This is a genomic window from Pseudarthrobacter sp. RHLT1-30-1, from assembly GCF_059383415.1.
This window is the reverse complement of sequence record NZ_JBWZCG010000007.1, coordinates 136861-148680: the sequence shown is the minus strand read 5'-3', so window position 1 is coordinate 148680 and position 11820 is coordinate 136861. Positions and strand designations below refer to the sequence as shown.

The following is an 11820-nucleotide window of genomic DNA, read 5'->3' as shown; positions in this document are numbered from 1 at the left end:
CAGCCCCGCCGACCCCACCAAAACCGGCTCCGAATTCTCCTCATCAAAACCATTCACCGTCGACGGCGACAACGCCCACACCCGGCCCTTGACCGGATCCGTCACCGCAATCACCTGCGACCCGAAACTCACCGCCGCCGAACCCGGCAACTTCTTATCCCCACCCAACCGCAACTGCGCCGCCGACACCTGATTCAACGTCGAGCCCGCCGCATCATCCACCAACACCGTCCCGGCATCCTGCAACACATCAAACGTCGACGACGCCGGCGTCACCGCCCCATCCAACACCCGAGACGGATAATTCAACCGCCCCACCGCATTCTTGGACTTCGACACCACCCACACCCCACCGTCATTCAACTCCACCTCAGTGGTCTTAAACCCCGGATAAATAATCGCGCCCGTGATCAACACCGCCGAGGCCACGGCGATGCCGGTACCGGCCATCAAACGCCGCCGGCGCGCGGTGAAGCGGCCGCCCAGCGGGCGTGAGGCATCAGTCCGGCGGGTTTTAGGCCGCAGGGTGGAAAGGAAGGTCTTCATGTGTGCTGTGTCCCCCAGAAGGTCACGGCAACCGCGCAGGGTGCATCGCCCACGTGGTACCAGATGCCTCGACTATCGCATATTAGCCATCGATTAGAGAAACCTTCGCGGAGTCAACTCCGATTGGCTTCGCATCGACGCAGGTCAAAGTCCCTAATCCAGGACGAGCCCGCGGCCGCTGCCGCGCTGCAGCTGCACCGGATGGATTTCGCCGAAGCCGCGGACATCCTCAGCCGGGCGCGGAAGCAGCACAAACCGTTCGTCCTGTTCCAGCGCGGACGCCGTCATGGAGTCCACCAGCACGGTCCCCGGATCAGCCAGCGCCGTGAGCCGGGCCGCCAGGTTCACCGTCGGGCCGTAGATATCGCCCAGCCGGGAGAGGATACGGCCCCACACCATGGCCACGCGGGCTTGCGGCAGGATCTCGTCCTCGGTGAACGCCTGGCACAGGGCGAGCGATATTTCGGCGCCGGCGGCGGGGGTCTCGGCGATGTACAGGACTTCGTCACCGACCGTCTTGACCAGGCGGCCGCCGCCCACGGAGATGATCTCGGCGCACTTGTTCTCGAAGCGCTGGACCAGCTGGGCGAGCGTCTTTTCGTTCATCCGGCGGGACAGGCTCGTGTAGGAGACCAGATCCGCGAATCCGACGGCCCGTGCCAGCGGCAGCGGGGCGTCGTCCTCGTCGCCTTCGCGGCCTTCCTCGCTGGACGCCAGTCCGGCCTCGGCGCGCACGGCGAGGCGCTGGACGCCGGCGTTGAGCTGGCGGCGCCAGGAGTAAAGCAGCATTTCCTCCATCGCGTCCACGAGGGAGGGCAGTTCGCTGACCAGCCGTTTTCGGGCCACGGCGTCGGTGACGCCCTGCTGGTGGACCATGTCCTCGACAAGGGCTTCGATCTGCCACACCACCATGCGGTCCGTCATCTGGCCGATGGCCCGGGTGACGGAAATCGCGGCTTCCTCGGTGAGCTTGCCGGACCGGACCTGGTCCACGACGAGAGTCAGTGCAGCCTGGTCGCGTTCGGTGAAGGCAACGTCCTCGTCCCCGATGTTGGGAAAGCCCAGGGCCCGCCAGAGTTTGCGGGCGGAGAGCAGGGACAGTCCGGCGCCGGCCGCGACTTCACGCCGGCGGAGCTTGCGTTCCCCGCCGAGCAGCCGCTGCTCCAGGGCTTTCAGCGCGATCCGCTCGGCGGACATCGTGCCGGTGGCGGGCGCGGCGGGGGCAGCCGGCGCGGCGTCGGCGGCGGACTCCGCTCCGGCCGGAGCTTCGTCGGACTCGGCGTCGGCGTCGTAATCAGAGTCGTCGTCGTTCGCGGCGGGCTCGTTCGCGGCGGCGTCGTCGTCGTCGTCGTAATCAGAGTCGTCGTCGGACTCCGGTTCGACCGTGACGTCGGTGTCAGCGGAATCGGGAAGCCAGGCTTCGGCGTTGGACACGCCGTCTGCGGCGTCCCCGTCGTCCCGGCTGGCCACGGAATCGAGGACGGCTTCCTGGAGGCTGGCGGTCTCGACGACGGCGTCCGGAACCTGTGACGGTTCCTCGTCCAGGAGGCCGGCGTCCTGGTGGACGTTCTCAGCGCTCATCTCTTCCACCTTCTCTCGTCTCCCACGGCCACGCCGCATCGGGGTAGTCCATCATGCCCTCGGGGCCCGCGATCTCCTCCGGCGGGAGATCGTTAATGGCGTCGAGGATGTAGTTCCGGAACGTCGCGACTTCCGGGACGTCGGGTACCACGGTGCGGCCGGGGTGTCCGGTCTCCAAGGATATGTTCCCCGATCGCAATACGCGTTGGAGAAACGACTGATCAACGACCACATTACGGACAGTGGCCAGGGGAACCTGCTGGTCGCGCCGCCGCAGCATGCCGTAGCGGGCAACCAGGCGCTGACTCGTGAGGGTGTATTTCGTGGCGTGCCAGGTCATCACCCGCCGCAGGCAGTAGCCCAGCAGCACCCAGGCCGCCAGCGCAATGGCGGCCCCGATCAGCCAGGGCGTCCACTCCTTGGCCGAGCCTTTGATGAGCGGGACGAATTGGGCCGGGCCGCCCTTCACGATCCAGGCGCTGGCGTAGGCGGCGAGCGCCGGAACCAGGATAAAGACCAGCGCCGGGACAATCAGGGTCCGGGGCTGCGGCCGGGTCACCACAATCACTTGCTCGCCCGGGAGGAGCTCTTTACGCATAACCGCTTTCGGTGCCCGGATTGCTGCCGGGACTGCCGTCTTCCGTGCCCGGTGGTGTCCAGGGCCGCAGGTGCACGACGTCGCCGGCCGTCACGACGTGCTCATGTCCGCCGGAATCGACGACCAGGAGCGAGCCGTATTCATCCAGGCGCGTGGCGTGGCCGATGATCTCGTGGTCGCCGGGCAATTGGGCGCGGACCTGCTTGCCGAGCGTGGTCAGCAGGTGCTCGACCCGCTTGTGCAGCGAGGGGCCGCCAGCCATCCCGGCGGCGGGATCGCCGTCGGCGTTGCAGAAGCTGCGGTAGAGCGTGGCGAAACGGGACAGGTAGCTCTTCAGCAGCTGGGTCCGGTCCACCGTGGTGGGGTGTTCCAGCAGGACGGAAGTGGCAGTGGGCACCGGGAGTTCGGCCTCAGTGAGGGTGACGTTCAGTCCGGTCCCCAGCACCACGGCCGGGACGGCGCCGCCCGCCATCGGGCCCAGCTGGGCGAGGATGCCGGCGATCTTCCGGCCGCGGACCAGGACGTCGTTGGGCCATTTGAGCTCCGCCGGGATTCCTGCGGTCTCCAGCAGGGCCTCGCGCAGGGCCAGGGCCGAGAGCAGCGAGAGCCAGGAGTAGCGGTGCGTCGGCAGCGGGCGCCCCTCGGCGTTGACCGGGCGGAGCACCAGCGAGACGGAGACCGAGCTGCGGGCCGGAGCGTCCCAGTGGCGGTCGAGGCGGCCGCGGGCGGCGCTCTGGAATTCGGCGGTGAGCACGGTGAGGTCCGGATAGGCCCCGGGATCCTCGGTGACGCCGCGGAGCAGGTCGGCGTTGGTGGAGCCGGTGGATTCGACCACCGTGAGCCGGGGAATGCCGTGGGCGGCCAGGAACGACTCGTCACCAAGGGCGTTCACGTCGAGGGGCGGTCGGTCCGGGGCTTCCTGCGCGGCTTCCATGCCTTGAATCCTACCGAGTCACGGCGGCCCCGGCGCCTGCCAGGGCGCAGGATGCGTGGATCCTCAGCAAACTCAGAGGAAGATGTCAGGGATCAGCCGGTCTTCCGGGGCGCCGAGGCTGTAGGGGGTGAAGTCCGTGACGCCGGCGGCGGCGAGGACCTGCTCGTCGGTATAGAAGTTGCCGCTCCAGCTGCCGGAGGCCGGGATCGCGTTGCTGCTGGTCAGCACGGCGTGGGCGGCGTCCGCCATGATTTCGGGGCCGCGGGCGCCCTGGACGATCTTTTCGCCGCCCGGCATGTTGCGGATGGCGGCGGTGTTGATCAGGGTGCAGGGCCACAGCGAGTTGACGTTGATGCCGTCGACTTTAAGTTCCTCGGCCAGCCCCAGCGTGGTCAGGCTCATGCCGTACTTCGCCATCGTGTACGCCAGGTGCATTCCGGCCCACTTGGGATCCAGGTTCAGCGGCGGGGAGAGCGTCAGGATCTGGCCGGCGTCGGATTCCCGGAGCGCGGGCAGGGCGAGCTTGGACAGCAGGAAGGTGCCGCGGACATTGATGTCCTGCATCAGGTCATAGCGCTTCATGTCGACATCGTCGGTCCGGGACAGGTCGATCGCGGAGGCGTTGTTGATGACAACGTCGATTCCGCCGAAACGTTCGATGGCGGCGGCCACCGCGCCGGCGACGTCGTCGTCGTTGCGCACATCGCCGACCAGCGGCAGGGCCTGGCCGCCGGCTGCCTCGATCTGCTCGGCGGCGGAGTAGACCGTGCCTTCCAGCTTGGCGTGCGGCTGGCCGGTCTTGGCCATCAGGACGATGTTGGCGCCGTCGCGGGCTGCGCGGGTCGCGATGGCCAGGCCAATGCCGCGGCTTCCCCCGGAGATGAGAATGGTGCGGCCCTGGAGGGAACCGGCGGCCTGGTAGGGCCCTTGTTGCTGGGATTGCGGGGCGGTGCCCGAAGCATCGTTGCTCGAAGTCATGGGGACACTCTAGCGGAGTTATGTTACCGACGAGTAACAAAGGCGTGCCCCGCCTGCACGGCTTGTACCGTTTGCTTGCCGACGCTCCTGCCCAGTTACTGCCCGGCTGAGCCCGAAATAGCCCGCCGGACCCGCGCAATCCCGGGCGCTAAGGCTGGGCAATCCGCGGGCAACTGGGCTGGAGCGTCGCGGGCCGTCGGCAACTTCCGCCAGTATCGACGCGGCGGTGCCGGTGAGAGTCGGGCCGAATATTGTAGGTTTTCTACAGCGGCATGGGCCTCTGGCGTCACTAGACTTGCCATCAAGGCCCCGCCTTTGTGGATAACAGCTAAAGCGCCACGCAGGACAGGGCCGGCGCACGCAGCACCATCCGCAGCACACGATTCAGCAGACGCTACAGAGCCGGAGACACTTGATGAGCCACGATCTGACCACGACCGCGGGGAAGATTGCCGACTTCCGCGACCGCCAGGCCCGTGCTGAACAGCCCTCCGGCCCGGAAGCGATCGAGAAGCAGCATGCGCGCGGCAAGAACACCGCCCGGGAGCGCATTGACCTGCTGCTGGACGCCGGTTCCTTCGTCGAGTTCGACGCCCTCGCCGTGCACCGCTCCACCGCCTTCGGCATGGAGAAGAAGAAGCCGCTGGGCGACGGCCTGGTCTCCGGCTACGGCACCGTGGACGGGCGCCCCGTGGCCGTGTACAGCCAGGACTTCTCTGTCTACGGCGGCTCGCTCAGCCAGGTCAACGGCGAAAAGATCGTCAAGGTCCAGGAATTCGCGCTGCGCAACGGCTGCCCCGTCGTCGGCATCCTCGACGGCGGCGGCGCCCGGATCCAGGAAGGCGTCGCCTCGCTGGCGATGTTCGCGGACATCTTCCGCAACAACGTCCACGCCTCCGGTGTCGTACCGCAGATTTCGCTGATCATGGGCCCGTCCGCCGGCGGAGCGGCTTACTCCCCCGCGCTGACCGACTACGTGGTCATGGTGGACAAGACCTCGCACATGTTCATCACCGGCCCTGACGTGATCAAGACCGTCACCGGTGAGGACGTGGACATGGAGACCCTGGGCGGCGCCCGGCAGCACAATGCCACCACGGGCACCTCGACCTACCTCGCCTCCGATGAGGCCGACGCCATCGAGTTCGTCCGCGAACTGCTGGACTTCCTGCCCTCCAACAACCTCGCCGAGGCCCCGGTGCTGGAGCACACCCAGGAGCTGGAGCTCGACGCCGACGACCTCGCCCTGGACACGCTGATCCCCGACTCGGCCAACCAGCCCTATGACATGCGCAAGGTCGTCGGACAGCTCGTGGACGACGCGCACTTCCTGGAAATGCAGTCCCTCTACGCGCCGAACGTGATGATCGGCTACGGCCGGATCGAGGGCCACACCGTGGGCATCGTGGCCAACCAGCCGATGCAGTTCGCCGGCACCCTGGACATCGCCGCCTCGGAGAAGGCCGCCCGCTTTGTCCGGCACTGCGACGCCTTCAACATCCCGATCATCACCCTGGTGGACGTGCCGGGCTTCCTGCCCGGCAAGGACCAGGAGTTCCAGGGCATCATCCGCCGCGGCGCGAAACTGCTCTACGCCTACGCCGAGGCCACCGTGCCGAAGCTGACGGTGATCACCCGCAAGGCCTACGGCGGAGCGTACATCGTGATGGGCTCCAAGAAGCTCGGGGCGGACCTGAACCTGGCCTGGCCCACCGCGCAGATCGGCGTCATGGGCGCCCAGGGCGCTGTCAACATCCTTTACCGCCGCGAACTGGCCGCGGTCGCGGAGGCCGGCGGCGACGTCGAGGCCAAGCGCGCCGAGGTCATCCGGCAGTACGAGGAAGAGCTGCTCAACCCGTACCAGGCCGCCCAGCTGGGCTACGTGGACGCCGTCATTGCCCCGTCCGAGACCCGGGTGCAGATCATCAAGGGGCTGCGTGCCCTGCGGGACAAGCGCGCCAGCCTGCCCGCCAAGAAGCACGGGAACATCCCGCTGTGACGCAGGTCGAGCCTGAGGAGCCAACCCCGGCGGAGCAGCCCCTGCTCGCCGTGGTCAAGGGCGAACCGACGACGGCGGAACTCGCGGCGCTGACCGCCGTCGTGCTGGCCCTGGGCAGCGGCGAAGCGGCTGCACCGGAGAAGCCGGGCGCCCGGCACTGGATCCGCCGGCAGCAGCTGCAGCTGGCACCGAAGCCCGGCCCCGGGTCCTGGAAGCGCAGCCGCGGCTGACGCACACCCCTGCGCAGCAGGCCGCTTCATCCCCTATCCTGTGCATGTCTCGAGCACCAAGATCTCGAGCACCAAGAGCGGGGGGAAATTGGCCTCAGACTGGAGTTTCAACATTGACGACACGAGTGCACATTTATCGGTGCCACCGGATGAAGTAAGGCTGCCGGTTCAGCAAGCGGCGAATGAACTGCGCCAGGCCATGGATGCCTGCCGGAGGGCTGCCCTCGATCTTGGTGTCACTGTCCGTTCCTCCAGCCAGGCAGGCTACGGGACAAAATGGATTCTTGAAGCAGCGGGCCTGAACAGTGCAGATCTGGAAAGGGTTCTTCGCGGGGAAGAACTCTACTGACCATTCCCCAGCCGGGATGTCCCGGTTACCGGCGGCTAGTTCCGGCTCATCCGACGACTCCGCCCCAAGTCGCCACCAGATGCGCGCCAACCGGACCAACGACGGTCATGTGCGACGGCCGGTGAGGGCCGTCAGAGTGTCGACGATGAGTGACCGGTGTTCGGCGGCAGACCAGCCGTGGGCTCTCCGGATGTGCACGACCGTGTCTGCGCAGAGCAGGACGTCAGTGACGACGGTGAGGCGTTCCGGGTGCAGACCCTTTGCGAGGAGGCCATCGGCGGCGGCGTGGTCCCAGAACGACTGGCACAGCTGGGTGGTGGCGCGGCGTCCGGCCCGGGCGGCTTCGGCGAGCTCCGGCTCAAGACCCTCGGACTGGGCAGCGACCTCGAACAGCGGCCCTGCCCGCTCCGCGATACCGACCGAGACGTCGGCGAGGGCGTCGATCCGTTCGGCCAGCGTGTCGGCGGTCATCGCGTCCTGAGCCCGGGGGCGGTGGGCGACATCGACCGGCTCTGCGTCACCCACAAGCGCCTGGTCGATGACACGGCTGAACAGGGCTGCCTTCGTCCCGAAGCGGACGTAGACGGTACGGGCAGCGACACCGGCGCGCTCGGCGATCTGGGCAAGAGTGGTGGCCACGTAGCCCTGATCGAGGAAAAGCACGCCCGCGGCCTCAATGAGCTGGGCCTCGGTTCGGGCCACCCGGCTGGCCCTCAGATCCGGATTGGTGAGGGATTTTCCCTTGACGTCTTCGCTCATACAATGCAGTATAACTGCATCAATACAGTTGCACTGCAATTAGGAGGCTTTCCGATGATTCCAACACTGGCCGGAGTGCACCACCTCAAACTGCCCGTCTCCGACCTGGACCGGTCAATCCGGTGGTACGGCACCCGGCTGGGCTATCAAGTCGTCATCGAGTTCCGCGACGACGGTCGCCGCACGGGCGTCGCGATGACCCATCCCGCCGGCGGGCCCGACCTCGCACTGAACCTCAACCCGGACCGGGCGAAGGCGTCAGCCGGCTTCGACTACTTCTCCATCGGAGTACCCGACCGGGAGCGGATGGAGGCGTTGGCGGCCCACCTGACCGGCCTCGGCGAGGCCCATGCCGGGGTGCATTTCGCGACGATCGGCTGGATTCTGCCGATGCTGCACGACCCCGACGGTCATGAGGTTCGCTTCTACTCGAGGGAATCCCACACGGAGATCGACCCGGCCGCCCCGCTCGTCATCAACGACGCCGTTGCCACCGCACGGGCCAAGGAGGAGCAATGGCGTGCCGATAGGGCCGCGTCCAGCGGCGCAACGGGTGCGGCGCCGTGAACGGCGCGGGCCGACGGGTGAAACGGACCTGATGTGTTCCTCAAACGGCACCGTGGAGCGACAAATCAAGGCTGCGATTTCACCACCATTTTTCCGCCAAGCCACACCCTCCGGGCGGCCTCAGCGGGCGCAGGCGAGGTTCCGCATGAGGGTGATGTCTTCGGTCCTCGCAGCGCGGCGGGCGAGTGAGACTGCCATGATCGGGGCGAAATTGCAGCACCAGAGCCACAGCCGGTCTGCGTCTATCGGATCAGCGATATCAGCGAGCTCACGGCACCGGCTGCGGATGTCCGCTGCGCTGGTCGCCCCGGTTATGGCCAGGTCGGTGAGGTCCATCGCTGGCTCTCCAATGCACGGGCGTGGGTCGATGGCGACCACCCTGCGCCCGGCGCCGACCCGCAGAATGTTGCCGGGGTGAAGATCGCCGTGCAGCAGTGAATCCCCGCCACTTGCCATCTCCATCGCAGCCGCGTGGCATCGACGCCAAACTGCCGTGTCGATCGGTGAGTCCGGGAGAGCGCGTTGGCGCCGGTCCCACAACTCGAACACGAACTCCACGCGCTCACGCGCCAGGGGAACATCGGGTAGGGGTGTGCCCCGCGGTGAGAATAGGTCCTTGATGAGAGGGGCGACCTCCGCGATTCCCCACGATGCGGCGGCCAGCCCGGTGGTGTCGGGTAGCCACTCCAGCAAAATCGCGCCACGGGTGGCGTCCGCGTCCACCAGTTCGACGACGGTGGGGGCGGCGGCCCAGTACGTCAGCGCGGCTGACTCCTGCTCTGCGATCGCGCGGTCGGGTGAGAGCTTCAGCGCGTACCGCGTTCCGTCCGCACTCGAAACGCACTCCACAACGGCGCCCGTTCCACCCGCGAGGACAGTGCGAGGGTCCAGTCCCCATTTCTGACAAAGCTCTGCCACGATCGTTCCGAAACCATCGATCCACGCTTGAGCGGCGGTGCCGAACCGATCGAGGAGCCGGCCCCGGGCAGCAAGTGGCAACAAAACCTGTGTCATGTAGCGATGCTAAGTGGTGAGGCGCCCCAGTTGTGAAATGTCCGGCACGGGAATCACCCGCGGGCGGCGAGAGACGAGCAGGCCAGATAGCGCGGCGAATTACGGCCAGATAACTCTGCGCCTCAGCACCCTGCGGGATGCCCCACGGAATGTCCCGCGGGAAAAGTGCAGCAACCCTTTCATAACAGCCGGAGCCCGGCTAGTCTCTTTCGGGTGACTATCGAAACCACTGGAACCGCCGCCCCCGGGCGCCCCCACACCCCCATCGACGCCGTCGCCGACGCCCTCACGGACACCCTGATCCGGCTCAACCCGAGCTTCGCCACCGAACTGGGGCTCCCCGGGCACGAGACCGAATACCAGGACTTCTCCCCCGCCGGGCACGAGGAGTTCGCGGCGGCCGCGCGCGCGGCGCTCGCCGCGCTGGACGGCCTGGCGCCGGCGGACGACGTCGACGCCGTCACGCTCGACGCCCTGCACGAGCGCCTGGGCCTGCAGCTGGAGATCCACGCGTCGGGCTGGAATCTTGCCGAACTGAACAACATCGAATCGCCCGCCCAGCAGATCCGCTCCATCTTCGACCTCATGCCCACGGCGACTGCCGAGGACTGGGAACACATCGCCGGCAGGGCGCACAACGTTGCGGGCGCCGTCGACGGCTACATCGAGTCCCTGCGCGCCGCCAAGGAGGATGGCAAGGTTTCCGCGGTCCGCCAGGTCTCGATAGTCATCGAACAGACCACCAAGTACGCCGCGGAGGACGGCTTCTTCGCAAAGCTCGCGGCAGGCGCCAAGACCGCCGACGGGCCGCTCCCGCCGGAGCTGCAGGCCAGGCTCGACGCCGGCGCCGCCGCCGCCCGCGTGGCGTACTCCCGCCTTGCAGGTTTCCTTGAGTCCGAGCTCCTGCCCGTCGCGCCGGAGAAGGATGCCGTGGGCCGCGAGCGCTACGCCCTGGCATCCCGCTCCTTCCTCGGCGCCACCGTGGACTTGGAAGAGACCTACGCCTGGGGCGTGGAGGAGCTCGCGCGCCTCATCGCCGAACAGGAGCGGGTTGCCGGGGAAATCCGGCCCGGGGCGACGGTTGATGAAGCCAAGGAGCTCCTGGACGGCGATCCCGGCCGCCAGCTCAAGGGCACCGACGCCCTTAAGACGTGGATGCAGGAGCTCTCCGACCGGGCCGTGGCCGAGCTCGCCGGCGTCCACTTCGAGATCCCGGACATCATGAAAACAATCGAATGCCGGATCGCCCCCACCGACGAGGGCGGCATCTACTACACCCCGCCGTCCCAGGACTTCAAGCGCCCCGGACGCATGTGGTGGTCCGTTCCCCCCGGGGAGGACACCTTCACCACGTGGGCCGAGACCACCACCGTGTTCCACGAAGGCGTCCCCGGGCACCATCTGCAGATCGCCACGGCCATCTACCGCCGTGAGTTGCTCAACACGTGGCGCCGCAGCGTGTGCTGGACTTCCGGGCACGGCGAGGGCTGGGCCCTGTATGCCGAGAAGCTGATGCAGGAACTGGGCTATCTCAAGGACCCGGGTGACCACATGGGCATGCTGGACATGCAGCGCATGCGGGCTGCCCGCGTGGTGTTCGACATCGGTGTCCATCTGGAGTTGGAGGTGCCCGAGCGTTGGGGGTCGGGCACCTGGACTCCGGACAAGGGCTACGGTTTCCTGAAGCAGAACCTTGCGATCAGCGAGGGCCAGCTTAACTTTGAGTTCACCCGCTATCTCGGCTGGCCAGGCCAGGCGCCGTCGTACAAGGTCGGCCAGCGGCTCTGGGAGCAAATCCGCGCCGAGCTCGAATCCCGCCCCGACTTCGACCTCAAGGCCTTCCACACCAAGGCGCTGAACATCGGTTCGGTCGGCCTCGACACGCTCAGGCGGGCGCTGCTGGAGTAGCCGCGGCACCCTACCGCCGAGGTGCTGAGCCTGGGGCGCGGCGCCGTGCCGGGCTGAATCCCCGCACGCCAACCGCCTGAACCAGCTGCTGCAGGCAGCCTAACCCCCAGCGTTGCTCCGACTACTTGACTCTGCCCGCGCTCGATGGGCGCGAAGTCTCGCCTCGGCGGGCCACCCGGCGGATTCTTTCGGCGGTCCTTGCGCGCTTCCCTCAGGCGGGCGCTGCGGGAGTGGCCGCGTTCCGTCCCGAAGGCCCCCGCTTCACGAGACAATCGCCACACCGGGGGTGGGAATAACTTCACAAAGGGGCCGTCTTTCGGCGCAATCCCAGTGATTCAGCGCTTGTGACCGAAAATG

At 67.3% G+C, this 11820-nt stretch carries 11 protein-coding genes; 4 read left to right on the top strand and 7 right to left on the bottom strand.

The window, feature by feature from the left end:
- From AC50YM_RS07750 to AC50YM_RS07730, 5 genes are all read right to left on the bottom strand, one after another.
- Positions 1–450, bottom strand: a 450-nt coding sequence (locus AC50YM_RS07750) for a hypothetical protein (protein ID WP_494956392.1), incomplete at its 3' end; no start/stop codon positions are given.
- Positions 451–699: 249 nt separating this feature from the next.
- Positions 700–2127, bottom strand: a complete 1428-nt coding sequence (locus tag AC50YM_RS07745; RefSeq protein WP_494956382.1) for an adenylate/guanylate cyclase domain-containing protein — start codon at positions 2125–2127, stop codon at positions 700–702.
- On the bottom strand, positions 2117–2725 hold the full coding sequence (locus tag AC50YM_RS07740) for a PH domain-containing protein (RefSeq protein WP_494956381.1): 609 nt from the start codon (positions 2723–2725) through the stop codon (positions 2117–2119). Before AC50YM_RS07740 ends, AC50YM_RS07745 begins: the two co-directional genes overlap by 11 nt.
- The gene (locus AC50YM_RS07735) at positions 2718–3659 is read right to left on the bottom strand and encodes a biotin--[acetyl-CoA-carboxylase] ligase (RefSeq protein ID WP_494956380.1); all 942 of its coding nucleotides are present in this window, start codon (positions 3657–3659) and stop codon (positions 2718–2720) included. The genes AC50YM_RS07740 and AC50YM_RS07735 overlap by 8 nt, the downstream gene beginning before the upstream one ends.
- A gap of 72 nt (positions 3660–3731) precedes the next feature.
- The gene (locus tag AC50YM_RS07730) at positions 3732–4637 is read right to left on the bottom strand and encodes an SDR family oxidoreductase (protein WP_494956379.1); all 906 of its coding nucleotides are present in this window, start codon (positions 4635–4637) and stop codon (positions 3732–3734) included.
- A gap of 415 nt (positions 4638–5052) precedes the next feature.
- On the opposite strand from AC50YM_RS07730, the gene AC50YM_RS07725 reads away from it, so the two are divergent.
- Both AC50YM_RS07725 and AC50YM_RS07720 read left to right on the top strand, forming a co-directional pair.
- Complete coding sequence (locus tag AC50YM_RS07725) at positions 5053–6636, top strand: acyl-CoA carboxylase subunit beta (RefSeq protein WP_494956378.1); 1584 nt, start codon at positions 5053–5055, stop codon at positions 6634–6636.
- Entirely contained in the window at positions 6633–6866 is a 234-nt protein-coding gene (locus AC50YM_RS07720; RefSeq protein ID WP_494956377.1) for an acyl-CoA carboxylase subunit epsilon, read from the top strand. Before AC50YM_RS07725 ends, AC50YM_RS07720 begins: the two co-directional genes overlap by 4 nt.
- Positions 6867–7320: 454 nt before the next feature.
- Here the strand turns inward: AC50YM_RS07720 and AC50YM_RS07715 are convergent, their stop codons facing one another.
- Positions 7321–7974: a TetR/AcrR family transcriptional regulator gene (locus tag AC50YM_RS07715; RefSeq protein WP_494956376.1), complete on the bottom strand. Its 654-nt coding sequence runs from the start codon at positions 7972–7974 to the stop codon at positions 7321–7323.
- Positions 7975–8028: 54 nt separating this feature from the next.
- Between AC50YM_RS07715 and AC50YM_RS07710 the strand changes: the two genes are divergently transcribed.
- A complete protein-coding gene (locus AC50YM_RS07710) occupies positions 8029–8541 on the top strand; it encodes a VOC family protein (protein WP_494956375.1) in 513 nt (170 codons plus the stop codon).
- A gap of 120 nt (positions 8542–8661) precedes the next feature.
- On the opposite strand, the gene AC50YM_RS07705 is transcribed toward AC50YM_RS07710, so the two are convergent.
- Complete coding sequence (locus tag AC50YM_RS07705) at positions 8662–9555, bottom strand: aminoglycoside phosphotransferase family protein (RefSeq protein WP_494956374.1); 894 nt, start codon at positions 9553–9555, stop codon at positions 8662–8664.
- A 213-nt stretch (positions 9556–9768) separates the two neighbouring features.
- On the opposite strand from AC50YM_RS07705, the gene AC50YM_RS07700 reads away from it, so the two are divergent.
- Positions 9769–11463, top strand: a complete 1695-nt coding sequence (locus AC50YM_RS07700; RefSeq protein WP_494956373.1) for a DUF885 domain-containing protein — start codon at positions 9769–9771, stop codon at positions 11461–11463.
- The last annotated feature ends 357 nt before the right edge of the window (positions 11464–11820 follow it).

Coding starts and splice junctions, on each gene's coding strand:
- AC50YM_RS07725 (WP_494956378.1), top strand. CDS start 5,053: ATGAGCCACGATCTGACCACGACCGCGGGGAAGATTGCCGACTTCCGC.
- AC50YM_RS07740 (WP_494956381.1), bottom strand. CDS start 2,725: ATGCGTAAAGAGCTCCTCCCGGGCGAGCAAGTGATTGTGGTGACCCGG.
- AC50YM_RS07735 (WP_494956380.1), bottom strand. CDS start 3,659: ATGGAAGCCGCGCAGGAAGCCCCGGACCGACCGCCCCTCGACGTGAAC.
- AC50YM_RS07710 (WP_494956375.1), top strand. CDS start 8,029: ATGATTCCAACACTGGCCGGAGTGCACCACCTCAAACTGCCCGTCTCC.
- AC50YM_RS07715 (WP_494956376.1), bottom strand. CDS start 7,974: ATGAGCGAAGACGTCAAGGGAAAATCCCTCACCAATCCGGATCTGAGG.
- AC50YM_RS07745 (WP_494956382.1), bottom strand. CDS start 2,127: ATGAGCGCTGAGAACGTCCACCAGGACGCCGGCCTCCTGGACGAGGAA.
- AC50YM_RS07730 (WP_494956379.1), bottom strand. CDS start 4,637: ATGACTTCGAGCAACGATGCTTCGGGCACCGCCCCGCAATCCCAGCAA.
- AC50YM_RS07705 (WP_494956374.1), bottom strand. CDS start 9,555: ATGACACAGGTTTTGTTGCCACTTGCTGCCCGGGGCCGGCTCCTCGAT.